At 45.7% G+C, this 25,601-nt stretch carries 24 protein-coding genes; 19 read left to right on the top strand and 5 right to left on the bottom strand.

All coding sequences use genetic code 11. The annotated features are described in order from the left end of the window. Positions 1 to 344 precede the first annotated feature (344 nt). From opuAA to BV11031_RS16895, 3 genes are read left to right on the top strand one after another with little or no spacing between them, the layout of a single operon-like run. Entirely contained in the window at positions 345 to 1,601 is a 1,257-nt protein-coding gene (opuAA, locus tag BV11031_RS16905; protein WP_010331372.1) for a glycine/proline betaine ABC transporter ATP-binding protein OpuAA, read from the top strand. Between the two features lies 1 nt (position 1,602). After that, positions 1,603 to 2,451 (top strand): glycine/proline betaine ABC transporter permease subunit OpuAB, encoded by an 849-nt coding sequence (opuAB, locus tag BV11031_RS16900; RefSeq protein ID WP_010331371.1) that lies wholly within the window; start codon positions 1,603 to 1,605, stop codon positions 2,449 to 2,451. Then, the gene (locus BV11031_RS16895; protein ID WP_010331370.1) at positions 2,451 to 3,332 is read left to right on the top strand and encodes a glycine betaine ABC transporter substrate-binding protein; all 882 of its coding nucleotides are present in this window, start codon (positions 2,451 to 2,453) and stop codon (positions 3,330 to 3,332) included. Before opuAB ends, BV11031_RS16895 begins: the two co-directional genes overlap by 1 nt. 110 nt (positions 3,333 to 3,442) lie before the next feature. Here BV11031_RS16895 and BV11031_RS16890 read toward each other — a convergent pair whose 3' ends face one another. Together BV11031_RS16890 and BV11031_RS16885 are read right to left on the bottom strand one after the other, a co-directional pair. After that, a complete protein-coding gene (locus tag BV11031_RS16890; RefSeq protein WP_010331369.1) occupies positions 3,443 to 3,985 on the bottom strand; it encodes a DUF421 domain-containing protein in 543 nt (180 codons plus the stop codon). Positions 3,986 to 4,175: 190 nt separating this feature from the next. Beyond that, on the bottom strand, positions 4,176 to 5,483 hold the full coding sequence (locus tag BV11031_RS16885; protein ID WP_010331368.1) for a voltage-gated chloride channel family protein: 1,308 nt from the start codon (positions 5,481 to 5,483) through the stop codon (positions 4,176 to 4,178). Positions 5,484 to 5,665: 182 nt separating this feature from the next. Between BV11031_RS16885 and BV11031_RS23190 the strand changes: the two genes are divergently transcribed. The 5 genes from BV11031_RS23190 (at position 5,666) to BV11031_RS16865 (ending at position 11,599) form a co-directional block, all read left to right on the top strand. Continuing rightward, positions 5,666 to 5,797, top strand: a complete 132-nt coding sequence (locus BV11031_RS23190) for a hypothetical protein (protein WP_276569923.1) — start codon at positions 5,666 to 5,668, stop codon at positions 5,795 to 5,797. A 124-nt stretch (positions 5,798 to 5,921) separates the two neighbouring features. Beyond that, positions 5,922 to 6,413 (top strand): DUF6773 family protein, encoded by a 492-nt coding sequence (locus BV11031_RS16880; protein WP_010331367.1) that lies wholly within the window; start codon positions 5,922 to 5,924, stop codon positions 6,411 to 6,413. 244 nt (positions 6,414 to 6,657) lie between these two features. Further along, the gene (amyE, locus tag BV11031_RS16875) at positions 6,658 to 8,637 is read left to right on the top strand and encodes an alpha-amylase (RefSeq protein ID WP_010331366.1); all 1,980 of its coding nucleotides are present in this window, start codon (positions 6,658 to 6,660) and stop codon (positions 8,635 to 8,637) included. A 339-nt stretch (positions 8,638 to 8,976) separates the two neighbouring features. Further along, positions 8,977 to 9,942, top strand: coding sequence for an L-lactate dehydrogenase (locus tag BV11031_RS16870; protein WP_010331365.1), 966 nt, complete (start codon positions 8,977 to 8,979; stop codon positions 9,940 to 9,942). Between the two features lie 31 nt (positions 9,943 to 9,973). Next, positions 9,974 to 11,599: an L-lactate permease gene (locus BV11031_RS16865; RefSeq protein ID WP_010331364.1), complete on the top strand. Its 1,626-nt coding sequence runs from the start codon at positions 9,974 to 9,976 to the stop codon at positions 11,597 to 11,599. A 41-nt stretch (positions 11,600 to 11,640) separates the two neighbouring features. Here BV11031_RS16865 and bmr3 read toward each other — a convergent pair whose 3' ends face one another. Then, positions 11,641 to 13,179, bottom strand: a complete 1,539-nt coding sequence (gene bmr3, locus BV11031_RS16860) for a multidrug efflux MFS transporter Bmr3 (RefSeq protein WP_010331363.1) — start codon at positions 13,177 to 13,179, stop codon at positions 11,641 to 11,643. A 112-nt stretch (positions 13,180 to 13,291) separates the two neighbouring features. Here bmr3 and BV11031_RS16855 point away from each other — a divergent pair, with 112 nt between their 5' ends. The 3 genes from BV11031_RS16855 (at position 13,292) to BV11031_RS16845 (ending at position 15,290) form a co-directional block, all read left to right on the top strand. Continuing rightward, the gene (locus BV11031_RS16855) at positions 13,292 to 13,756 is read left to right on the top strand and encodes a MarR family transcriptional regulator (protein WP_010331362.1); all 465 of its coding nucleotides are present in this window, start codon (positions 13,292 to 13,294) and stop codon (positions 13,754 to 13,756) included. Positions 13,757 to 13,830: 74 nt separating this feature from the next. Then, the gene (locus tag BV11031_RS16850) at positions 13,831 to 14,460 is read left to right on the top strand and encodes a LysE family translocator (RefSeq protein ID WP_010331361.1); all 630 of its coding nucleotides are present in this window, start codon (positions 13,831 to 13,833) and stop codon (positions 14,458 to 14,460) included. Between the two features lie 80 nt (positions 14,461 to 14,540). Beyond that, positions 14,541 to 15,290, top strand: coding sequence for a YqcI/YcgG family protein (locus BV11031_RS16845; protein ID WP_041952628.1), 750 nt, complete (start codon positions 14,541 to 14,543; stop codon positions 15,288 to 15,290). A 2-nt stretch (positions 15,291 to 15,292) separates the two neighbouring features. On the opposite strand, the gene BV11031_RS16840 is transcribed toward BV11031_RS16845, so the two are convergent. Beyond that, positions 15,293 to 16,633, bottom strand: coding sequence for an amino acid permease (locus BV11031_RS16840; protein WP_010331359.1), 1,341 nt, complete (start codon positions 16,631 to 16,633; stop codon positions 15,293 to 15,295). Between the two features lie 127 nt (positions 16,634 to 16,760). On the opposite strand from BV11031_RS16840, the gene BV11031_RS16835 reads away from it, so the two are divergent. From BV11031_RS16835 to BV11031_RS16825, 3 genes are all read left to right on the top strand, one after another. Continuing rightward, complete coding sequence (locus BV11031_RS16835; protein ID WP_010331358.1) at positions 16,761 to 17,357, top strand: DUF1989 domain-containing protein; 597 nt, start codon at positions 16,761 to 16,763, stop codon at positions 17,355 to 17,357. Between the two features lie 132 nt (positions 17,358 to 17,489). Next, entirely contained in the window at positions 17,490 to 18,308 is an 819-nt protein-coding gene (gene nadE, locus BV11031_RS16830) for an NAD(+) synthase (RefSeq protein WP_129550794.1), read from the top strand. Between the two features lie 259 nt (positions 18,309 to 18,567). Next, positions 18,568 to 19,128, top strand: a complete 561-nt coding sequence (locus BV11031_RS16825; RefSeq protein ID WP_010331357.1) for a shikimate kinase — start codon at positions 18,568 to 18,570, stop codon at positions 19,126 to 19,128. Between the two features lie 28 nt (positions 19,129 to 19,156). Here BV11031_RS16825 and BV11031_RS16820 read toward each other — a convergent pair whose 3' ends face one another. Next, on the bottom strand, positions 19,157 to 19,915 hold the full coding sequence (locus BV11031_RS16820) for a class I SAM-dependent methyltransferase (protein WP_010331356.1): 759 nt from the start codon (positions 19,913 to 19,915) through the stop codon (positions 19,157 to 19,159). Between the two features lie 117 nt (positions 19,916 to 20,032). On the opposite strand from BV11031_RS16820, the gene BV11031_RS16815 reads away from it, so the two are divergent. The 5 genes from BV11031_RS16815 (at position 20,033) to pruA (ending at position 25,553) form a co-directional block, all read left to right on the top strand. Further along, complete coding sequence (locus BV11031_RS16815) at positions 20,033 to 21,007, top strand: LysR family transcriptional regulator (protein ID WP_010331355.1); 975 nt, start codon at positions 20,033 to 20,035, stop codon at positions 21,005 to 21,007. A 60-nt stretch (positions 21,008 to 21,067) separates the two neighbouring features. Continuing rightward, the gene (gene cah, locus BV11031_RS16810) at positions 21,068 to 22,024 is read left to right on the top strand and encodes a cephalosporin C deacetylase (RefSeq protein WP_010331354.1); all 957 of its coding nucleotides are present in this window, start codon (positions 21,068 to 21,070) and stop codon (positions 22,022 to 22,024) included. Between the two features lie 83 nt (positions 22,025 to 22,107). Further along, positions 22,108 to 22,890 (top strand): nucleotidyltransferase domain-containing protein, encoded by a 783-nt coding sequence (locus BV11031_RS16805; RefSeq protein ID WP_026014585.1) that lies wholly within the window; start codon positions 22,108 to 22,110, stop codon positions 22,888 to 22,890. A gap of 187 nt (positions 22,891 to 23,077) precedes the next feature. Then, positions 23,078 to 23,989 (top strand): proline dehydrogenase PutB, encoded by a 912-nt coding sequence (gene putB / locus BV11031_RS16800; protein ID WP_082246424.1) that lies wholly within the window; start codon positions 23,078 to 23,080, stop codon positions 23,987 to 23,989. Positions 23,990 to 24,005: 16 nt separating this feature from the next. Beyond that, complete coding sequence (gene pruA, locus BV11031_RS16795; protein ID WP_010331351.1) at positions 24,006 to 25,553, top strand: L-glutamate gamma-semialdehyde dehydrogenase; 1,548 nt, start codon at positions 24,006 to 24,008, stop codon at positions 25,551 to 25,553. Positions 25,554 to 25,601 lie beyond the last annotated feature (48 nt).

Genomic DNA, 25,601 nt, shown 5'->3' with positions numbered 1-25,601 from the left:
CGTACGAATAATAACATGTCTCGATTCATCAGACAGCATTTTACTGTTTCTCGTCTTGAAACTGCAAACCAATCAACTTATTTTTCCAATCAGAGTGTCAGAAGTCATGAAATAAAAAACAAAATAAATTTACTGTAAGCGCTTAATAGTAGAAAAAGCCTGAATTTTATCTGCAATAGGCACTAATAAACAAGGATTAAAGAGTATTTAGGAGTATTCATAAGGTCAAAGAGCTATAATAAAGAATATAAAGAAATGATACAGAATAAAAGAGTATATGCTGTTTGTATGAAATGTTACATAAATGTTACGGTTATAAAGATTGCTTAATATGGAGGGAAAATATGAGTGTAGATGAGAAACCAATTAAGATAAAAGTTGAGAAAGTATCTAAAATTTTTGGGAAACAAACAAAGAAAGCAGCTCAAATGCTTGCCAACGGAAAGACAAAAAAAGAGATCCTGAAAGCGACTGGATCAACCGTTGGGGTAAATCAGGCAGATTTTGATGTGTATGATGGTGAGATATTTGTCATCATGGGTCTATCAGGGAGCGGTAAATCAACATTAGTGCGGCTGCTAAACCGTTTGATTGAACCGACTGCCGGAAACATTTACATTGATGGTGACATGATAACAAATATGTCTAAAGAACAGCTCCGGGAAGTCCGACGGAAAAAAATCAGCATGGTCTTCCAAAAGTTCGCTCTATTCCCGCACAGAACGATACTTGAAAACACGGAATACGGGCTGGAGCTTCAAGGTATAGACAAACAAGAGCGTCAGCAAAAAGCGCTTGAGTCCCTTAAGCTTGTCGGGCTTGAAGGATTTGAACAGCAATATCCTGACCAGCTTTCCGGCGGAATGCAGCAGCGTGTCGGCCTTGCCCGCGCGTTGACGAATGATCCGGACATCCTTCTGATGGACGAAGCGTTTAGTGCGCTTGATCCTTTGATTCGTAAAGATATGCAGGATGAGCTCCTTGATCTTCACGATAATGTCGGAAAAACGATTATCTTTATTACGCACGACTTGGACGAAGCGTTGCGGATCGGCGACAGAATTGTTCTCATGAAGGATGGTAACATTGTTCAAATCGGGACGCCTGAAGAAATCCTGATGAATCCATCTAACGAATATGTTGAGAAATTCGTCGAGGATGTTGATTTATCTAAAGTCCTCACAGCAGGCCATATTATGAAACGCGCTGAAACGGTGCGGATTGATAAAGGGCCTCGCGTAGCTTTGACATTGATGAAAAATCTCGGCATCTCCTCGATTTACGCAGTGGATAAACAAAAGAAATTGTTAGGTGTTATCTATGCGTCTGATGCGAAAAAAGCGGCTGAGTCTGATTTGTCACTTCAAGATATCTTGAATACAGAATTTACGACTGTGCCAGAAGATACGTATCTGACAGAGATTTTTGATGTGGTTTCTGACGCAAATATTCCAATTGCGGTAACAGATGAGAAGCAAAGAATGAAAGGGATTGTCGTAAAAGGCGCACTGATTGGCGCACTTGCTGGCAATAACGAGTATATCAATGCTGAAGGCACTGACGAACAAACACAAGATCCTTCTGTACAGGAGGTGAAGTAAGATGGATAGACTGCCTAGAATACCTTTAGCAGATATCATTGACCGTTTTGTTGACTGGATTACGATGACGTTTGGCGGATTCTTCGACGGCATCTCAAACGGACTTGCCGCTTTTGTAAATGGAATTGTCAGCGGACTTGGATTTATCCCATCTATTTTGTTAACGATTATTTTCGCCGCACTTGCGTGGTGGATCAGCACAAGGGGAATTGCGTTATTTACCTTAATTGGTTTCCTCTTGATTGATTATTTAGGATATTGGGACCCAATGCTTCAAACATTGGCGCTTGTTCTGACATCGGTCATTATTTCGATTGTGGTCGGGGTTCCGATCGGAGTTTGGGCGTCCCAGAAAGAAACGGTTCGCCGTATTGTAACACCTATTCTTGATTTAATGCAGACAATGCCTGCTTTCGTATATCTATTGCCGGCGATTTTCTTCTTCAACATCGGTGTTGTGCCGGGTGTTGTTGCATCTGTTATCTTCGCGATGCCGCCGACAATCCGCATGACTGTTCTCGGTATTAAGCAAGTGCCGGCAGACTTGATTGAAGCAACTGAGGCGTTCGGTTCTACGACAGCTCAGCGTTTGTTTAAAGTTCAGCTTCCGCTTGCGACAAAAACCATTCTGGCCGGGATCAACCAAAGCATCATGCTTGCGTTATCAATGGTTGTTATCGCCGCAATGGTCGGTGCACCGGGACTTGGTTCTGAAGTGTACAGTGCCGTTACACAGCTGAAAACCGGGGTCGGCGTAGAGGCTGGTATCGCCATCGTGATTGTTGCCATTACGCTGGACCGCATTACTCAAAATATTAAAGTGAAGAAGAAAAGCAGGGGGAATGCCTGATGTTTAAAAAAATCATCGGTATCGGCGTTTCCGCCATGCTGGCGCTCTCACTTGCGGCTTGCGGTTCAGAAAGCGATGAAAATGCAACCGCGGCTCAACAGGTGAATAAGACCGTCATCGGGATTGATCCCGGTTCAGGGATTATGGCCCTGACCGACAGCGCGATGAAGGATTATGACCTGAACGACTGGACATTGATTACGGCGTCAAGCGCCGCGATGACCGCGACACTCAAAAAGTCATACGACCGTAAGAAACCGATTATCATTACAGGATGGACACCGCACTGGATGTTCTCCAGATATAAGCTGAAATATCTCGATGATCCGAAACAATCTTATGGCAGCGCAGAGGAAATCCATACGATCACACGCAAAGGCTTCAGTAAGGAACAGCCGAATGCGGCTAAGCTTCTGAGCCAGTTTCACTGGACGCAAGACGACATGGGTGAAGTCATGATCAAGGTGGAAGAAGGCGAGAAACCTGCCAAAGCCGCTGCTGAGTATGTGAAGAACCACAAAGATCAAATTGCGGAGTGGACAAAAGGCGTTCAAAAGGTGCAGGGAGACAAAATCAACCTTGCCTATGTGGCGTGGGACAGTGAGATTGCAAGTACAAACGTGGTTGGCAAAGTCTTTGAAGACTTGGGCTATGACGTAACGTATACTCAGGTAGAGGCTGGCCCGATGTGGACCGCGATTGCGACGGGAAGCGCGGATGCATCCCTTTCCGCATGGCTGCCGAATACCCATAAAGCATACGCTGCCAAGTATAAGGGCAAATATGACGATATTGGCACCAGTATGACTGGCGTGAAGATGGGCCTTGTAGTGCCTCAATATATGAAAAACGTTAACTCAATTGAAGATTTGAAGAAGTAAAGACAATGAAGGCTGCCGAGTAATTCTCGACAGCCTTCCATTTTTTCCTTCAGAAAAAAGAGAGAAGTGAGTTAAAAGGTTATGATGACATAGTCACTTATCACTTTATCCTAATCCAAATGGTCTTTCGGTTTTTCTTTATGCTTTCTATCTTTCACTTCCGTAAATATATTATTTGCAGGTGTTGCGGATTCGTTGGAGGGTTTAGATTGGTGCGATTCAATCAGCGATTTTAGCATTTGAATATCTTCTTTCGTGGCGTACTGTTTTTCAGATTTTAACATATAACCTAACTGGCCGTTGGATTCAATTGTAGCCCATTGTAAATCAGCGAAGTGCTGAATATTTTGTTGTCTCAGTCTTACTTCAAGCATATCAACCGTTAATCGCAGCTTTTTTAAATTCCTTTCATTCACTTTTCCGTTTTCGACTACGATCAATGATTTTCCATAAATAAACGTCTCAAGGGCATCTGATTTCATAACGATAGATTCAATAAAAAGAAGCGTGAGCACCATTAAAAACGTAATCAGCATGGTAATCCAAATGTTCCTGTTGCCAACAGGTTGAATAATTAATGATCCAACAGCGATCATCATGACAGTCTGAGCTACCGTAAGCTGAGAAACGGATTTTCTCCCAGCTAACCGCAAAATAATAACTCCTCCTGCCACAACTACTATAGATTTCCATATGAAGTTTAAATCCAAAAAACATCCCCTCTTTTCAACCAATCAATATCTTCCTGCGCTGTTTTTATTGTGGGTTATATTTTTTATTCTATTCTTCATCGTCTCAAGCGGAATCCACATGCAGCAAGCTGCTTTATTTCTGCCAGTCTGTCTAAGACTTCTTTTTCTTTTCAACATTCTTAATGGTTTCTCCGTGAGGAATATGATATAACCTGCTCTTAGGCTCGTATATTTTTTGTGAAGGCCATAGTCCATGGTGTCCTGAACATATATAACTCACGATACAAGCAACAAAAAAGTATTCCAGCCCCTTTCCGTGAAACATCTCCATTGCCAATAGGAAGGCTGCTAAAGGGGTATTGGCACCTCCGCAAAAAACAGCGATTAATCCCAATGCAGCGAGAAATGACATGGGTAAATCCATGAATGTGTGTATGGTGTTTCCTAATGTTGCCCCCATGAAAAATAAAGGTATGGCTTCTCCGCCAACAAAGCCGGTTCCAAGCGTAACCGCTGTAAAAACCAGTTTGGCGAGGAAGGCAAAAGGAGGCACTTCTTCTTTAAAGGATTGTTGCAGCATGTCTAATCCGCGGCCATTATAATCTTGAGAACCTGCTATTAGCGTTAAGGCCACAATGATGATTCCGCCAACAAAGGCTCTCTTCATATGGTTTTTATTGAAGAGCTTCTCAGAAAATGTTTGTATACCGTGTCTCATTTGGCAGTATAAAACACTTAATAAACTGAAGATAACAGCTGCGAGAATCACTTTAATAAACGTCATAACAGATAGCTGCGGCACACTTTGTATCATAAATTCTTCGTGTTTATGCCCCCAGGCTGCTGTAGTCATAAAGTGACCGGCAAAGCTGGCCGCCAGGCAAGGAACAAGTGCTTCGAATTTGAGCTTTCCTAATGCAGCCATTTCCATTCCGAAAACAGTACCTGTTATGGGAGCTCCAAAGGCGGCGCCAAACCCGGCGCTTATGCCGCTCATGATGAACATTTTACTGTCGAATATGTTTAAACGAAAAAACTTGTGTACTGCTGCGGCGATGCTTCCTCCCATTTGGACAGCCGCCCCTTCTCTTCCTGTAGATCCGCCAAAAAAGACTGTTATGAAGGTTCCCAAATAGACGATAGGTCCCATTCTCCGCGGGACCACTTTCTTGCCATGAACCCCGTCTATCACTAGATTGTTCAATTCAGCAGTGTCATGTAATGTGTGATTCAGCCATACCTTTCCATAGTTCATATAGATGTACCCTAAGATCACTCCCCCTAAAGGGAGAAGGAAAATAAGCCAATCCCTTTTTTCCCGCACTTCTCCTAGATAATCGTTTGTCTCTAAAAGGAAAGTTGTTGTCGAGCCCACAATGATGCCAATAAGGCTTCCGAACAAGATCCATCGAACAAGAGTGGAAAAAAAGTTTTTATACTTTAGTATGATTTCAGTCATCCATTACCCTCTTTTCACATTTCTAGCTGCATAACTTATGTCTATTTTGATGGCTTACCTTTGCGATTGTTGGTTACATGTTTGATTTGTCAGCATGTAAAAAAGTGACTGTTTGAACCTATTGTTGCCCATTGGCCATAAATTGATGAGCGAAATGTTAACGCAAAAAAGGATGCTTCTAAATGACCCAGCTCTTACAAAGGGTGGGAATGGTGAAGCATCCGGCTGAAGGCCGCAGCCAATGTTGGATGCTGTGCGTGCGGCAAGCGGGGTTTCGTATGGGAAGCGGCTCAAGTATACTGCCGCTCACCTGATTCGGCTTGCCTTGACTAGGGGACTGGCTCGTGCGGCGGGCTTTTGATTTATTCATTGCAGAAGCACAGGCTGTTATTGTAAGATGTAAGCCAAAGCCATTCGTAAAAGTGCGGGAGGAAGGTCATGAATAATCTGCGTAATAGACTTTCAGGCGTGAATGGAAAAAATAAGAGAGTAAAAGAAAAAGAACAAAAAATCTGGTCGGAGATTGGGATGATTGCGGGATCGTTTGCGCTCCTTGATGTGATCATCCGCGGCATTATTTTTCAATTTCCGTTTAAGGAATGGGCTGCAAGCCTTGTGTTTTTGTTCCTCATCATCTTATATTACTGCATCAAGGCAGGAGCGTCGGGAATGCTCATGCCGAGAATAGACACCGAAGAAGAACTGCAAAAACGGGTGAAGCAGCAGCGTATAGATTCAATTGCGGTTGCCTTTGCGGTAGTGGTGCTTACGATGTACGACAGGGGGATTCCCCATACATTCTTCGCTTGGCTGAAAATGATCCTTCTTTTTATCGTTTGCGGCGGTGTACTGTTTCTGCTTCGGTATCTCATTGTGAAGTGGTCATACAGAAGAGCGGTAAAAGAAGAGATAGAGAAGAAATCATCTTAGTGAGATGGTTTCTTTTTTTGTTTGAACACGGCGTTCCGTCCCAGGTTTTCTAGCTGGATAGGCACATTGATTTGAATTCGCGCTACTGCGTTGTTTTGATAGAGTGATTGTGATAATTTTAAATGTAAGCGTTAACAAAATTATCCAGTCTTCACATCAGTTTGAAAGGAGGAAGCGGAAGATTTGTAAGAGGGGTTTTTGACTCCGCCGTAAGTCTATAAAAACCATATAAGGAGTGTCATGAATGTTTGAAAAACGATTCAAAACCTCTTTTCTGCCGTTATTCGCTGGTTTTTTGCTGCTGTTTCAGTTGGTTCTGGCAGGACCGGCGGCTGCAAATGCTGAAACAGCGAACAAATCGAATGAGCTTACAGCACCATCGGTCAAAGACGGAACCATACTTCATGCCTGGAATTGGTCGTTCAATACGTTAAAACACAATATGAAGGATATTCATGATGCAGGATATACAGCCATCCAGACGTCTCCGATCAACCAGGTGAAGGAAGGGAACCAAGGAAACAAAAGCATGTCGAATTGGTACTGGCTGTATCAGCCGACATCGTACCAAATTGGCAACCGTTATTTAGGTACTGAACAAGAATTTAAAGAAATGTGCGCGGCGGCTGAAGAATACGGCGTAAAGGTCATTGTTGACGCGGTCATCAACCATACCACCAGCGACTATGCCGCGATTTCCAACGAGATTAAGAGTATTCCGAATTGGACACATGGAAATACACAAATTAAAAACTGGTCCGATCGATGGGATGTCACGCAGAATTCATTGCTCGGGCTGTATGATTGGAATACACAGAATACACAAGTGCAGTCCTATCTGAAACGTTTCTTAGAAAGAGCATTGAATGACGGTGCAGACGGCTTTCGTTTTGATGCCGCCAAACATATAGAGCTTCCGGATGACGGGAGTTACGGCAGTCAATTTTGGCCGAATCTCACAAATACATCTGCCGAGTTCCAATACGGAGAAATCCTGCAAGATAGTGCCTCCAGAGATGCTGCATATGCGAATTATATGAATGTGACAGCATCAAACTATGGGCATTCCATAAGGTCTGCTTTAAGAAACCGTAATCTGAGCGTGTCGAATATCTCCCATTATGCATCTGATGTGTCTGCGGACAAGTTAGTTACATGGGTGGAATCGCATGATACGTATGCCAATGATGAGGAAGAGTCCACATGGATGAGCGATGACGATATTCGGTTAGGCTGGGCGGTGATTGCTTCCCGCTCAGGCAGTACGCCTCTCTTCTTTTCCAGGCCTGAGGGCGGCGGGAATGGCGTAAGATTCCCGGGGAAAAGCCAAATAGGCGATCGCGGGAGTGCTTTGTTTGAAGACCAAGCTATCGTTGCGGTCAATACTTTTCACAATGTAATGGCTGGACAGCCTGAGGAACTTTCGAATCCGAATGGAAACAATCAGGTATTCATGAATCAGCGCGGCTCACAGGGCGTTGTGCTGGCAAACGCAGGTTCATCTTCTGTCACCATCAATACGCCAACGAAATTACCTGATGGCAGCTATGATAATAAAGCTGGTGCCGGTGCATTTCAAGTCACGAATGGTAAATTGACAGGCACGATCAATGCCAGATCTGTGGCTGTTCTTTATCCTGACGATATCGCAAACGGTCCTCACGTCTTCATTGAGAATGTCAAAACAGGGGTAACACATTCCTTCAATGATCAACTGACGATCACCCTGCGTGCAAATGCGAATACGGCAAAAGCCGTGTATCAAATGAATAATGGGCAAGAAACTGCGTTCAAAGATGGGGATCAGCTAACGATCGGAAAGGGAGATCCGTTTGGCAAGACATACAATATCACGTTAACAGGGACGAACAGTGATGGTGTAACGAAGACGCAGAAATACACTTTTATAAAAAGAGATCCGTCTTTGGCTAATACAATCGGCTATCAAAATCCGAATCATTGGGGCCAAGTAAATGCTTATATCTATAAACAGGATGGAGGCCGGACAATCGAATTGACCGGATCTTGGCCGGGAAAAGCAATGGCTAGGAATGCGGATGGAATTTACACGCTGACGCTTCCTGCGGATACGGATACAACGAACGCCAAAGTGGTGTTTAATAATGGCAGCGCCCAAGTGCCCGGCCAAAATCAGCCTGGATTTGATTATGTGCAAAATGGTGTATATAACAACTCTGGCTTAAGCGGTTCTCTTCCTTATTGAGGGAAAGCGAGGAGAGAATCTCATAGAAACCAACATGGATCATTTCTCAGCGTGTCGACAAACCCTCGCATTCGATGTCAGGTCTGCCCGTCGATGATGCTCGTCCTTCCTAGATTTCAAGGGTATTTACATCACCTGAAAAGATGCCAAAATCCTAAAATGATAGACCGTTTTAAGATTTTGGTATCATTTGAGAAACCATCCTCGATGGTTTCTTTTTTGTTCATAAATCAGACAAAACTTTTCTCTTGCAATAGTTTGTGAAATATTGCACAATATAAATGTGAAATACTTCACAAACAAACATCAAAGAAAAACATACCCTTGGAAGGATGATTAATGATGAACAAACATGTAAATAAAGTAGCTTTAATCGGAGCGGGTTTTGTTGGAAGCAGTTATGCATTTGCGTTATTGAACCAAGCGATCACAGATGAGCTTGTGGTCATTGATCTAAATAAAGAAAAAGCAATGGGCGATGTAATGGATTTAAACCACGGAAAAGCGTTTGCGCCGCAACCGGTCAAAACATCTTACGGAACATATGAAGACTGCAAGGATGCTGATATTGTCTGCATCTGCGCCGGAGCAAACCAAAAACCTGGTGAGACACGCCTTGAATTAGTAGAAAAGAATATAAAGATTTTCAAAGGAATCGTCAGTGAAGTGATGGCGAGCGGATTTGACGGCATTTTCTTAATCGCGACAAATCCGGTTGATATTCTGACTTACGCGACATGGAAATTCAGCGGCCTGCCAAAAGAGCGGGTGATCGGAAGCGGCACAACACTAGATTCTGCGAGATTCCGTTACATGCTGAGCGAATACTTTGGCGCGGCGCCTCAAAACGTGCATGCGCATATTATCGGCGAGCACGGCGACACAGAGCTTCCTGTCTGGAGCCACGCGAATATCGGCGGTATGCCGGTTAGTGAACTTGTTGAAAAAAATGCTGCGTATAAACAAGAGGAGCTTGACCAGATCGTAGATGACGTGAAAAACGCCGCTTACCATATTATTGAGAAAAAAGGTGCGACTTATTACGGTGTTGCGATGAGTCTTGCCCGTATTACAAAAGCCATTCTTCATAATGAAAACAGCATTTTAACTGTCAGCACATATCTGGACGGGCAATACGGCGAAGATGACGTGTACATCGGTGTTCCTGCTGTTGTCAACCGCGGAGGTATTGCAGGCATTACTGAGCTGAACTTAAATGAGAAAGAAAAAGAACAGTTCCTTCACAGCGCAGGTGTCCTTAAAAACATTTTAAAGCCGCATTTTGCAAAACAAAACGTCAACTAGAATCAACTTCAAAGTAAAGGGCTGATTGTCAATGTGGGAGCAGCTGTATAATCCGTTTGGAAACGAGTATGTGAGCGCACTTGTGGCGCTCACTCCAATTCTCTTTTTTCTCTTGGCTTTAACTGTTTTTAAAATGAAAGGCATTCTCGCGGCATTCCTTACCTTAGCCGTCAGTTTCATCGTCTCTGTTCTGGCATTTCATATGCCGATTGAAAAAGCCATTTCTTCTGTTTTATTAGGAATCGGGAGCGGCCTGTGGCCGATTGGCTATATCGTCCTGATGGCGGTGTGGCTGTATAAAATCGCTGTGAAAACCGGAAAGTTCACGATTATTCGTTCCAGCATTGCCGGCATTTCGCCAGACCAACGAATACAGCTATTATTAATAGGTTTTTGTTTTAACGCGTTTTTGGAAGGCGCGGCCGGCTTTGGTGTTCCGATTGCGATTAGTGCGGCGCTGCTCGTCGAACTCGGTTTTAAACCGTTAAAAGCGGCAGCACTCTGCTTGATTGCGAACGCAGCCTCCGGAGCCTTCGGGGCGATCGGAATTCCTGTCATTACAGGGGCGCAGATAGGTAATTTGTCCGCTCTTGAACTGTCACGGACATTGATGTGGACATTACCGATGATCACATTTTTCATTCCGTTTCTGCTCGTCTTCCTTTTAGACCGAATGAAAGGAATCAAACAGACTTGGCCTGCCCTGTTGTTTGTGAGCGGTGTGTATACAGCGGTTCAGACACTGACAATGGCGGTGCTCGGGCCGGAATTAGCAAACATTTTGGCTTCCTTATTCAGCATGGGCGGGCTTGCGCTCTTCCTCCGCAAATGGCAGCCGAAAGAGATGTACCGGGAGGAAGGAGCCGGCGAGGCTGGTGAGAAAAAGGCTTACAGTGCCGCTGACATTGCGAAAGCGTGGTCTCCTTTCTACATTTTAACCGCGGCGATCACAATCTGGAGCCTTCCTGCCTTCAAGGCGCTTTTCCAAGAAGGCGGACTGTTGTATCAAACAACACTTCTTTTTAAAATGCCTTTTCTGCACCAGCAAATAATGAAAATGCCGCCGATTGCGCCATCTGCCATGCCGTTGGATGCAGTCTTTAAAGTCGATCTGCTGTCAGCGACAGGTACAGCGATTTTAGCGGCGGTCATCGTGACAGGGCTGTTCAGCAAAAAGTTCTCTTATCGGGATGGTTTTGTTGCCTTGAAGGAGACAGGAAAAGAGCTGTGGGTGCCGATTATGACGATCTGCTTTGTGATGGGGTTTGCCAATTTGGCCAACTTCGCGGGGCTCAGCTCTTCAATTGGGTTAGCACTGGCGAAAACAGGAGACTTGTTCCCGTTTGTCAGTCCTGTTCTCGGCTGGATCGGCGTGTTCATCACCGGTTCTGTTGTCAGCAATAACGCTTTGTTCGGACATTTGCAGGTTGTCACTGGAGCGCAGATCGGTGCGGGTTCTGATTTGCTGTTGGCCGCAAATACGGCGGGCGGGGTGATGGCGAAACTCGTTTCTCCTCAGTCTATCGCCATCGCCGCCGCAGCGGTTGGCCAGACAGGCAAGGAATCTAAACTGTTTAAGCGGACAGTGGCGTACAGCCTGATTCTGTTATTAATCATTTGTATATGGACATTTATCCTAGCAAGATTAGGAGTGTAATCAAAAAAGCAGTACATGCCAGCCATGTACTGCTTTTTGTGTTAATTTGCTTTCTTCGCCATTTCCGCTGTTGTTTTCACTCTGGTTTTTCCCATAAACAAAATGGTGACCGCCGCGATGCCAATTGGAATCAAAGCGAGCAAAAAGACGTACGTGATACTTGATGACATCGCGTCAATCACGCGATTCAGGATCGCCTCAGGAATCTGGGAACGTGTTCCTGCCTGGAAAATATCCTGCGGATCGCCGATATTTTGCGGGGCGCCTGATCCCGCTGAGCCTTTCATGCCGCTGAAGGCGTCGCTCAGCTTGTTTGAGAACACGTTTGTTTGCACCGTCCCGAAAATCGTGATGCCCAGAGTCATGCCGAATGACCGCAAAAACGAATTGGTCGAGTTGGCCGTTCCCCGGAAACGAGGCTCAAGATCGTTCATCGATGCCGCTGGCAGAAGCGAGAAGTTAAAGCCCACACCAAAGCCTGTCACCATCATAAAGACTGTCAGCCATACGCGTGCCGTCTCCGGTGTCATATTTGATAAAAGCAGCATGCCGATAAAGAACGCCGTAACAGAAATCAGCATCAGGTTGCGGAAGCTTGCCTTCGTTTGAAAGATCCCGCCGATCATGCTCCCGATGACTGATCCAATCATCATCGGCGTCAAAATAAAGCCCGCGCTTGTCGCGGAGCTGCCGTACACCGCCTGAACGAAAATCGGAATAAATACCGCTAAAATAATGAATGTTCCGCCATACAGGAAAGCGAGAATCTGCGCAGTGGCAAACAACCGGTTTTTAAACATCCAGAACGAAATGATTGGCTCTTCCACTTTTCTCTCCACAATAAAAAAGGCAATGAAGAAAACGGCGAAGACAATAAACAAGCCGATGATCTGAATGGAATTCCAATCGTATGTTTTGCCGCCGAGCTCAAGGGCGAACATCAGGCATACAATCGATACGACCAAGGTAACCGCGCCGCCCCAGTCGATTTTCTGCTTTCTGTGCTCCAGAGATTCTTTGTAATAGCGAATAATGAAAAACAATGACAATGCGCCGATCGGCACATTGATGTAAAACACCCAGTGCCAGCTGATCGCGTCTGTAATGATCGCGCCTAAAAGCGGCCCGAGAACACTGGATAATCCAAATACAGCGCCGAACATGCCGGACATCTTTCCGCGTTTTTCCGGCGGAAACAAATCAAAGATAATGGTAAAGGCAATTGGCAGGAGCGCACCGCCTCCAATACCCTGAATGGCCCGGTAGATGATCAGCTGATTCATCGTCTGGGCAATCCCGCATAAAGCCGATCCGATTAAGAAAAAAATAAGTCCAAACAGGAAAAAGCGTTTTCGGCCGTACATATCGGAAAGCTTGCCGTAAATCGGCATGCCAGCCATGACTGCCACCATATAGGATGCCGTCACCCAAGCAAATTTATCGAAGCTTCCAAGATCGGCTACGATGCTGCCCATCGCGGTGGCAACAATCGTATTGTCCATTGCAGACATCAAGATCCCCAGCAGGAGACCGAGGACCACAAATTTGGTGGAAGCCTGTTTTGCTAATGTTGAGTCCATTTGTTCTACCTCCTCTTACTTTTCTGTGTAAGTTTTGATAAGATGATAATAGTTTATCTATCGAATATCTTGATTATCGAGATAAATTTGATTTTATAGGGAGGACTGTCAGTTGTCAACAAGAAATTCTAGAAGTGAGTTGGAAAAGACTGCCGTTCAGCTTTTTCGGAAATTGGGCACACGAACGGTTCTGTTTCACCAGGCAGCCGCTCAAGCTCTCGGTCTGTTTCCCACCGATTTGAAATCAGCTGACATCTTAAATGAAGCAGGGCCGATGACTGCCGGGGAGCTGGGGAAAAAGACAGGCCTCAGCACGGGTTCAGTCACGGCGCTTGTTGACCGGCTGGAAAAAGCGGGGTATGTGGCTCGTGAAAAGGACCCGGATGACCGCAGAAGAGTCATGATCGTCCCATTGACCGCTTCAAAAAAACATGTAAAGGATTTGTTCCGTTCCCTGTCAGAATCGACGATGGATTTATGCCGCGACTATACCGAAGAAGAACTGGAACTTATTTTCAGTTTCGTAGACAAAGCCGCCGATATCATGGAGGAAGAGCTAAAACGTCTGAAACAGTAAGCGAATTTTGTGCATAGCTTGGCCCGTTCTCGAATAAATTGTACAAGTTACGTAAGAGAAGGGAGTACGGGCCGGTGAACATTTTTTTGAGCTATATTGTGCTTGGACTGTCCTTGTCTGCGCCTGTGGGACCAGTGAACGCGGCGCAAATAGACAAAGGAATTAAAAACGGTTTTTGGCATGCGTGGGTTTTTGGTTTAGGCGCTATGACAGCGGACGGACTGTACATGCTTTTTATTTATTTCGGGCTGTCACAGTTTTTGACCGCTCCATTTGTGAAAACGTTTTTGTGGCTCTTCGGCTTTTTTGTTCTGACCTATACTGGAATTGAAACGCTGAAAAATGTCAGAGAGCCGATGGATGTGCGAAGCTCACGAGGAAAAGCGTCGTACCAGAAAACATTCGCTTCGGGTTTTCTCATTTCACTGTCAAATCCATTGAGCATTCTGTTTTGGCTTGGGATTTACGGCAGCATACTGGCGAAAACAGCAGAGGCCTACGATATGAATCAGCTTCTGATCTATAGCTCCGGCATCATGATCGGCATTTTAATCTGGGATTTTTGCATGGCGATCACAGCCAGCATGTTCAGAAATCTGCTTCATGAAAAGCTATTAAGAGGATTGACCGGAATCGCTGGTGTGTCCCTCCTTGTATTTGGATGTTACTTCGGTTATCAAGGCATCAAACAGTTATTGGGCTGATTCATCAAGGACAGTCACCTGCCGCTTCCAGTTTTAATATAGTATCCAGATGATACTGGAGGTGGATCAATGTGGCTGGGATGTACACCAAAAGTTTTCTGGAACGTAATCAAGAAGAGCTTCTTGAATGGCAGAGAATCGCTTTTGAGCTTCTGGCAGAAACTGTGGCGGATGACGCGGATACGTTTCCATGCATTCCCGGACGGCAGGCGTTTCTGACTGACCAGCTCCGCATTGCGTTTGCCGGAGATCCGCGGGAAAATAGTACGGAGGAGGAACTGGCTCCATTGCTTGCGGAGTACGGAAGGATTTCGCGGGACACTGGAAAATACGCTTCTCTCGTTGTGTTGTTTGACACACCGGAAGATTTGGCTGAGCACTATTCGATTGAAGCGTATGAAGAGCTGTTTTGGAGCTTTTTAAATAGACTGAGCCATCAAGACAAAAAAGAATGGCCGGAAGACATTCCGGCCGATCCAGAGCATTACAAATGGGAGTTTTGTTTTGACGGCGAGCCGTACTTTATTCTGTGCGCCACACCTGGGCATGAGGCGAGAAGGAGCCGGAGCTTTCCCTTTTTCATGATCACGTTTCAGCCAAGGTGGGTGTTTGAAGAGTTAAATGGATCAACCCCATTTGGCCGCAACATGAGCAGGCTGATCCGCTCTCGTTTGAAAGCCTATGATCAAGCTCCGATTCATCCGCATTTAGGCTGGTACGGAGGGAAAGACAATCGCGAATGGAAACAGTATTTCCTCCGTGATGATGAAAAGCAGGTATCGAAGTGCCCGTTTTCTTATTTAAAGAACATGTTCAACAAAATGAAATAATATCACGAGCTGGCAGGGCGGTTTTTATGTCCCTGCTTTTTTTGATAGATCACGGTAACGACGGCAATGATCGCGAGAAACCCGATACTCACAAAAAAACCGGGCCGGCTTGATTTTTCAAACAATGTGCCGGATACAGCCGCAGCAATCAGAATCATCGCTAAATAAATTTGCGTTTTCCCCATGCCCTCGGGATCGGTCAGCTTTTTGCTGGAGAACAGGATAAACAGCCAAGTGTACAAAAGCATCAGCCCCGCTGCTGTGGTCATGTGCTCATAAATATTTTTGGGAAGCACTAATGACAGAATGATGGATAAAATAAGCCCGGCAAACGTCAGCCCCAGCGCCGGCCAGCATATTTTTTTGCCTTCCTTTAAGGTAAAGCATTTCGGCGCGTCGCCGTCATCAGCCATCGTACAAAGCAATGTCGTGACCGCAAATAAGGAAGCGACGAGGGTCGAGAACCCGGCGATAATGAAAATCCCGTTAAAAATGTCGAGGATGATCTTAAGGTTATATCCCTTTAACGACGTAATGAACGGGCTGTTCTGCTCAGAAAACGCGTCTAATGGAACCAGCAGCAAAGCCAGCCCGATCGAAATGACATAAATAACCGCCAGTGTCGCCAGCATGAGTTTCCCTGATTTAGACGCTTCTTCTGGTTTTTTTAAGTGAACCGCCATCAGCCCCATGACCTCAATTCCGCCAAAGGCGTAAAACGCGTAGATTAAACCTGTCCACAGCCCCATGGCGCCGTATGGGAAAAACTCACTCGTCTGATTTGGAACCTGTACATCATGCTTTCCGCCGGACAGGATTCCGCATAATGCCAGAATGGCAATGACAATAAACATCAAAATAGCGGCTGTTTTGATAACTGCCAGTACGTTTTCGGTCTTCTCAAACACAGACAGCCCGGTGAAAATAATCAGAAGCCCGAGCACCGCATAGATGGAAGCAAATACCCATAGCGGCACTTGTGGAAACCAATGCTTCGTAAATAGCGAAATGGCTGTCAGCTGGCTTCCGGTAATCAGCATTTCTGATGACCAATACACCCAGCCGTTGCTGAACCCGGCCCATCTGCCGAATGCTTTTCTTGCATACGCGCAAAACGAGCCTTTTTCCGGCTGCTTTGCCGACAGCTTGGCAAGCTGCTCGAATACAAAATATGTGCCGATTGCCCCAATCAGAAATGAAAGCAGAACAGAAAAACCGCTTTTCACGATGGCGATGCTGGAACCGAGAAAAAATCCTGTTCCGATTGTGCATCCTATACCGATTAGTGACAGCTGCCACCAAGCCAAATTTCCTTTTTGCTGGTCTTTTTTTGTTTGACTCATCAATTTCAACCCCTTTTATCTAAGGTTAGATTGCGACCCGCCCGAAGCTTATATACATCGGATTTTTGCCTCTTTTTACATGGGGAAGGCGGCGAACGCCCATACTAATGAAAAAAGGAGCGAAGCCATGACACAGCAATATATCGTTGAACCGAAGAAAGGGCTTGGCCTGAAGCTGAAAAAAGGGCAGATGTTGAAGGTGGTGGATGTAGAAGGGCAGCAGGTAGCAGATTTTGTCGCGTACCATGCCAAGGATTTCTATGAGCACCTTGATCAGGGAGCGACCATTGACGCCAATCATTCCATTCATGTGAAGGTCAATGACCATCTCTACTCCAATTTGTACAAACCGATGCTGACGCTGATTGAAGATACGGTCGGCAAGCATGATCTGCTGCTTCCCGCCTGCCGCCCTGATATGAACAGGCTGTTATACGGCAAGCAAAAGGATGAGTTTCAGGATACGTGCTATGACAATATGAACCGGGCGCTTGAGCAGTTTGGCGTGCCGAAGCCCCACATGCATTACCCGTTTGCGATTTTTATGAATACTGTGCTTGATGAGAAGGGGAACCTGTCTGTGGAAACACCGCTTTCGAATGCCGGCGATTACGTGAGGATGCGGGCGGAAATGGATTTGATTGTCGCGTTTTCCTCTTGTCCGATTGAAAAAGGAAAGTGCAATGGCGACAGTGTAACGTCTATACGGGTGGAAGTCAGCTGATCTCTCTTAATTCACTGTAAATGAAAACCTGTGCTATATTTAATAGGGATACATAACGATCATGATTCATTTCCATTCATTTAGGGAAATGATCAAATAAGAATCAGTGATTGTACAGGAGGAATGAGTAGGATGAGTGTGCAGGAAACAATTATGCGTGAATTACATGTGAAGCCTTCAATTGATCCAAAGCAAGAAATTGAGGACCGAGTCAACTTTTTAAAACGGTATATTAAGAAAACTGGCGCTAAAGGCTTTGTATTGGGAATTAGCGGCGGACAGGATTCAACTCTAGCGGGGCGCCTTGCCCAGCTTGCTGTAGAAAGCATTCGCGAAGAGGGCGGAGACGCTCAATTTATCGCGGTCCGTCTTCCGCACGGCACACAGCAGGATGAGGACGATGCCCAGCTCGCTCTGAAATTCATCAAGCCGGACAAATCCTGGAAATTTGACATTCAATCAACAGTCAGCGCTTTTGCAGATCAATATCAGCAAGAGACAGGCGATAAGCTGACAGACTTTAATAAAGGGAACGTAAAAGCGAGAACAAGAATGATCGCTCAATACGCGATCGGCGGGCAGGAAGGCCTTCTTGTCATCGGCACGGACCACGCGGCCGAGGCTGTTACAGGTTTCTTTACAAAGTATGGTGACGGGGGAGCGGATCTCCTGCCGCTGACCGGCTTGACGAAGCGCCAGGGAAGAAGCCTGCTGAAAGAACTGGGCGCACCTGAGCGCCTATACTTAAAAGAACCAACTGCCGATCTGCTCGACGAAAAACCGCAGCAGACGGATGAAACAGAGCTTGGCATTTCCTACGAGGAGATTGACGATTATCTTGAAGGAAAAGAAGTATCAGCGAAAGTGTCAGAAGCGCTGGAAAAACGCTACAGCATGACTGAACATAAACGCCAGGTACCGGCATCTATGTTTGATAACTGGTGGAAATAAAACCAAGAAAGCCCGCTCTCGGAGCGGGCTTTTGTCATGCGCATAATACATTCGGAGAAACACAATAAAGGCTGTGAAGTTGAAAGGATTTAATGCTTTTTTGCGTCAAAGTATTAAAATATCTCTAAAAATGTTGTACAATGAATGACATTCAGGCAAAAGCGCTTAAAGGACGGGCAAGCAGGTATCTATATAAATATTCGTAAAATGAGCATATAATGAATATAAAATTTCATTCCTTAGGAGGATTTCGCCGAAGATGAACGCAAAACGAGCCATCCCAGTAAGAGAAAGAAATATCGTCCTGATCGGATTCATGGGTGTAGGAAAAACGACAATCGGCCAATTGGTCGCTAAAAAATTATATAGAGATTTTATCGATATAGACCAAGAGATTGAAAAAGATTTCAATATGTCGATCCCTGAGATATTTGAGAAAAAGGGCGAAGACTTTTTCCGGAAAACGGAGAAGGAATATATTTTAGACATTTGCCACCATAAACGATTCAAAATCGTCTCTCTGGGCGGCGGTTCTTTTAAACAAGAGGAAATCAGAACGTGCTGTCTGGAAAACTGTCTTGTGCTTCACCTAGACCTGTCATGGGAGAACTGGAAGCAGCGAGCGGACTTATTGATCGAGAGCCGCCCTGTTCTGCATAACCGTTCAATGGATGACATGGAACAGCTGTTTAACGAAAGAAAAGCCATTTACGACAAACACAATTCAAAAGTCGCAACAGACAACCTTTCTCCTGAAGAGGTCGCCGATTATATTGCGGAGACATTGAAAATCGGCTGGGACCTTTATCAGCCAATGTGAAAGCCATGCGGAGCGCACGGCTTTTTTATTATTTTACGCCTTGAATGAAAATCGCTTTTAAGCAAAAGGAATCGGGGTGCCCATTTTGATTCCATTTGATACAGAACATGTCACGTACATCGTCTGATATGTCATGCAGGTGGGCGATGATTTGCTTTTCCCGGTCGGCAGGTGTTCCGCCTCGCTGGATCCAGCTTTCGTATTGAATCGGCAAATTCCACTTTTGGACTTCTTGATAGCCCAGCTGATGAGCGGTGAACATCGACTGCCATTCTGATAATGAGCTTTCCCGCACGTGGGAAGGGTCTCGGAGCCGGTTCAGGTGATTGACAAACTCATCAAGAACGAGGTCTTCAGGCGCGTAATGATCGACCAAGAGGAAACGTCCGTCCTTTTTCAACACACGTGCAACTTCGCTGACGGCTTTACGGATATCTGAAAAATGGTGGGCCGCGTATCGACAGGTGATGATATCAAATGATTCGTCAGGGAAGGGGAGCGATTCTGCCGTTCCTTGCTGAAAGAGCACGTTTCCCGCTCCTTTTTCCTGCGCAAAGGAGGACGCAACCTCTACCATCTCTTTCGTCGCATCAATGCCGACGCATTCCTGTACATATGGGGAAAAGGCCAGCGCCGTATGGCCGGCTCCCGCTCCGATATCCAGCACCCGATCATCAGCCCGGCATTCCGCCGTTTTCATCATCAGCCCCAAATCTTCCCCCTCGGCAAATACCTTCTCATCCCGATACATCTCGGCGTTTTTCGAAAACGGTGTTTCATTTGTCATCTAAAACCAGCCCCTTCTTTTGTAAATGATGATATGGATTATGTTAGCAATTTCTGTTATGATTCGTCCAAGATATAAAAATGATAGAGACGATAGGTTTAACCTATGGAGGCTGGAATGGATATTAAAGTGATGGAATACGCAGCTGAAATCGCTCGGCGCCAAAGCTTTACAAAGGCGGCGGAGCATCTTCATATCGCCCAGCCATCTCTCAGCCAGCAAATCAAAAAGCTTGAGGCTGAGCTTGGGCTTGCCCTTTTCCACAGATCCCACGGCGCTGTTACCCTGACACCCCACGGCCGGCGTTTCATTGAAAAAGCCGAGAACATCATTCGTTCCAGAGATGACTTGCTCCGGGAGATGCAGGAGCGGTCGCAGGGGCTCGGGCACAAGCTTTCCATTGGGATTCCCGCTGTCACGGGGAGATATCTCTTTCCGCCTCTGCTGAGGCAATTTTTGGCGCGCTATCCTCATATTGAGGTTCAGCTTGTTGAAAAAGACCCTGCTTCATTAGAGGAAATGACGGCAAAGGGAGAGGTTGACCTTTCTGTTTTGTCCTTGCCGATCGAGGATGAACGGCTCTCCATTACACCTTTGCTTACGGAACCGATTGTTCTCGCGGTGCCGAAGGAAAAACAAAGGTGGATGCCGCCGGAAATGACCGCGTTGATTGAGAAAGCGCTGGAAGGAGAGGCGAACCGGGAGCTGTGTGTGCCCCTTGAAATGGTCAGGGATGTGCCGTTTATTCTGTTAAAAGAGGGCTTCGGATTTCGCAGGACCGTTCTCGATCTCTGTGCGGAAAGCGGCTTTAAACCGAATGCCGCCTTTAAGACGAGCCATATTGAAACCGCGCAATCTCTTGTGGCCAACGGCTTAGGTGTGACAATGGCGCCGAATATGGTCAGAAGGGATAAGGACCCGGGTGTGATCTATTTATCCATCCAATCCGCGCCATCCCGAACCCTTGTCTTTATATATTTAAAGAGCCGATATGTTAGTCTGACGGCTCAGGCTTTTATGGAAATGAGCCGGGAAAGTTTTAAACAAACGTTTGATGAAGAGTGTTTGGGAAACAAGAATGAAAATATGTAGAAAACGTGGTACTATAGGAATACAAACTAAATCTAACAAAACAAAGGGGGATAATCGGAAATGCAACTATTCGATATGCCGCTCGACCAATTGCAAACGTATAAGCCTGAAAAAACAGCGCCGAAAGATTTTTCTGAGTTTTGGAAATCGTCTTTGGACGAACTTGCAAAAGTCCAAGCAGCACCTGATTTACAGCTGGTTGATTATCCTGCTGATGGAGTCAAGGTCTACCGCCTTACGTATAAAAGCTTCGGAAACGCCCGCATTGCCGGATGGTACGCGGTGCCTGACAAGGAGGGACCGCATCCGGCGATTGTCAAATATCACGGCTATAACGCAAGCTACGATGGTGAAATTCATGAAATGGTAAACTGGGCGCTCCACGGATACGCCGCATTCGGCATGCTTGTCCGCGGGCAGCAGGGCAGCGAAGACACGAGTATTTCTCCGCATGGCCACGCTTTAGGCTGGATGACGAAAGGAATCCTTGATAAAGATACATACTATTACCGTGGCGTTTATTTGGACGCCGTTCGCGCGCTTGAAGTCATCAGCCGTTTTGAGGAAGTCGACGAAACAAGAATCGGTGTGACAGGCGGAAGCCAAGGCGGCGGCTTAACGATTGCCGCGGCAGCTCTGTCAGACATTCCGAAAGCCGCGGCAGCCGATTATCCTTATTTAAGCAACTTTGAACGGGCCATTGATGTGGCGCTTGAACAGCCGTACCTTGAAATCAATTCCTTCTTCAGAAGAAATGGCAGCCCGGAAACAGAAGAGCAGGCAATGAAGACACTTTCATATTTCGATATTATGAATCTTGCTGACCGAGTGAAGGTGCCTGTCCTGATGTCGATCGGCCTGATTGACAAGGTCACGCCGCCGTCCACCGTGTTTGCCGCGTACAATCACTTGGAGACAGAGAAAGAGCTGAAGGTGTATCGCTACTTCGGGCATGAATATATCCCTGCCTTTCAAACGGAAAAACTAGCTTTCTTTAAGCATCATCTGAAAGGCTGATAAACGTGAAAAGCCGCCGCACTTCAACAGGCGGTTTTTTTCTGCAAACTGCCGGAATGAAACCAGACTGGAGACGAATAGATATGAAACAAAGGATCATTGATGAATTAAAACGAATCGAACAGTCATACGGCGTCAAAATCGTATATGCCGTTGAATCAGGAAGCCGGGCTTGGGGATTCCCATCCCAGGACAGTGACTACGATGTCCGCTTTATTTATGTGCCCAAAAAGGAATGGTATTTTTCAATTGAGCAGGAGCGGGATGTCATTGAGGAACCGATTCACGATTTGCTGGATATCAGCGGCTGGGAGCTGAGAAAGACGCTGCGCCTTTTCAAAAAATCAAACCCGCCGCTCCTTGAATGGCTGTCCTCAGACATTGTGTATTACGAAGCATTTACAACCGCAGAGCAGCTCAGAAAGCTGCGGACGGAGGCGTTTAAACCCGAAGCAAGCGTGTATCACTATATCAATATGGCGAGAAGGAACGTCAAGGATTACCTTCAAGGGCAAGAGGTCAAAATCAAAAAGTATTTCTACGTGCTTCGGCCTATATTGGCTTGCAAATGGATTGAAAAGCACGGAACCATTCCGCCAATGGATTTTACTGTGTTGATGAATGAACTTGTTACTGATTCTGAGCTGAAGGCGGAAATGGAAACCTTGCTTGAACGGAAAAGAAGAGGCGAAGAGCTGGATCTTGAAGCCCGAATCCATGTCATTCATCTATTCATCGAAACGGAAATCGAAAGAATCATGAAAGCGGCAAAAACGATGAAAGCAGAACAGAAGGATATGACGCCTGAACTGAATCGTTTGCTTTTGAATACGGTTGAAGAAGTGTGGAAGGATGGAGGAAGCTGATATTTTTTGTCGCTTCCTTTTCCCCTTTATTCGACACGATTCCCCGACTTTCTAACTATCTGATTGTGAGAAAACCACAAAAATAATCAGAATCTTTGTATTTTGAGAATATTGTGAACGGCGGTTTTGTCCATTTACAATAAACTCATACAAATACTTCTTAGATTGCGGGGTGTTGAGGTTGGAAGTGATCACAAGAGATTTTTTCTTATTTTTATCCAAAAGCGGCTTTCTCAATAAAATGGCGAAGAACTGGGGAAGCCGGGTAGCAGCGGGTAAAATTATCGGAGGGAATGATTTTAACAGTTCAATCCCGACCATTCGACAGCTAAACAGCCAAGGCTTGTCAGTTACTGTCGATCATTTAGGAGAATTTGTGAACAACGCCGAGGTCGCGCGGGAGCGTACGGAAGAGTGCATCCAAACCATTGCGACGATTGCGGATCAACAGCTAAACTCACACGTTTCTTTAAAAATGACGTCTTTAGGTCTCGATATAGATATGGATCTGGTCTATGAAAATATGACGAAAATCCTGCAGACGGCCGAAAAGCATAAAATCATGGTCACCATTGATATGGAAGATGAGGTCAGATGCCAGAAAACACTTGATGTTTTCAAGGATTTCAGAAAGAAATACGAGTATGTGAGTACAGTGCTGCAAGCCTATCTGTACCGAACGGAAAGTGACATTGACGATTTGGATTCTTTACAACCGTTCCTTCGCCTTGTAAAAGGAGCTTATAAAGAATCGGAAAAAGTAGCTTTCCCGGAGAAAAGCGATGTCGATGAAAATTACAAAAAAATCATCCGGAAGCAGCTCTTAAACGGTCACTATACAGCGATTGCCACGCATGACGACAAAATGATCGATTATACAAAGCAGCTAGCCAAAGACAATGGCATCGCCAATGACCAGTTTGAATTTCAGATGCTGTACGGCATGCGGTCGCAAACCCAGCTCAACCTCGTAAAAGAAGGTTATAACATGAGAGTCTACCTGCCATACGGCGAAGATTGGTACGGCTACTTTATGAGACGCTTAGCAGAACGTCCGTCAAACATTGCATTTGCTTTTAAAGGAATGACAAAGAAGTAAAAAAGGAGAGGTTATCATGACAACACCTTACAAACACGAACCATTCACAAATTTCCAAGATCAAAACAACGTGGAAGCGTTTAAAAAAGCGCTTGCGACAGTAAGCGAATATTTAGGAAAGGACTATCCGCTTGTCATTAACGGCGAGAGAGTCGAAACAGAAGCGAAAATCGTGTCGATCAACCCAGCTGATAAAGAAGAAGTCGTCGGCAGAGTGTCAAAAGCTTCTCAAGAGCACGCAGAGCAAGCCATTGAAGCTGCCGCGAAAGCATTCGAAGAGTGGAGATACACGTCTCCGGAAGAAAGAGCGGCTGTCCTGTTCCGCGCTGCTGCCAAAGTCCGCAGAAGAAAACATGAATTCTCCGCTTTGCTTGTCAAAGAAGCAGGGAAGCCATGGAACGAGGCGGATGCTGATACGGCTGAAGCGATCGACTTCATGGAATATTATGCGCGCCAAATGATCGAACTGGCAAAAGGCAAACCGGTCAACAGCCGTGAAGGCGAGAAAAACCAATATGTATACACGCCGACTGGTGTAACAGTTGTCATTCCGCCTTGGAACTTCTTGTTTGCGATCATGGCGGGAACAACAGTGGCGCCGATCGTTACTGGAAATACCGTTGTTCTTAAACCTGCGAGCGCTACGCCTGTCATTGCTGCGAAATTCGTTGAGGTGCTTGAAGAGTCTGGATTGCCGAAAGGCGTAGTCAACTTCGTTCCTGGCAGCGGGGCGGAAGTTGGTGATTACCTTGTTGACCATCCGAAAACAAGCCTGATCACTTTTACGGGATCAAGAGAAGTTGGCACGAGAATTTTCGAACGTGCGTCTAAAGTCCAGCCGGGCCAGCAGCACTTAAAACGTGTGATTGCTGAAATGGGCGGAAAAGATACAGTTGTCGTTTGTGAAGATGCAGATGTTGAACTTGCCGCACAATCGATCTTCCAGTCAGCGTTCGGCTTTGCGGGACAAAAATGTTCTGCAGGTTCACGTGCAGTTGTCCATGAAAAAGTGTATGATCAAGTATTGAAGCGTGTCATTGAGATTACGGAATCAAAAGTTACGGCAAAACCTGACAGCGCGGATGTTTATATGGGACCTGTTATTGACCAAGGTTCTTATGATAAAATTATGAGCTATATTGAGATCGGAAAACAGGAAGGGCGTTTAGTAAGCGGCGGCACTGGTGACGATTCAAAAGGATACTTCATCAAACCGACGATCTTCGCCGATCTTGATCCGAAAGCAAGACTCATGCAGGAAGAAATTTTCGGGCCTGTCGTTGCATTTTCTAAAGTGTCAAACTTTGACGAAGCTTTAGAAGTGGCAAACAATACTGAATACGGTTTGACAGGCGCGGTTATTACAAACAACCGCAAGTACATCGAGCGTGCGAAACAGGAATTCCATGTCGGAAACCTGTACTTCAACCGCAACTGTACGGGCGCTATCGTCGGCTACCATCCGTTTGGCGGCTTCAAAATGTCCGGGACGGATTCAAAAGCAGGCGGTCCGGATTACCTGGCACTGCACATGCAGGCTAAAACAATCAGTGAAATGTTCTAAAGCGGGACTAAATGGGCATCCTCCCTGCGGGGATGTCCATTTCATCCA

The sequence above is a fragment of the Bacillus vallismortis genome, from assembly GCF_004116955.1.
Classification (GTDB): domain Bacteria; phylum Bacillota; class Bacilli; order Bacillales; family Bacillaceae; genus Bacillus; species Bacillus vallismortis.
Note: the sequence above shows the minus strand (reverse complement) of the source record. Positions and strands in the feature narration are given on the sequence as shown.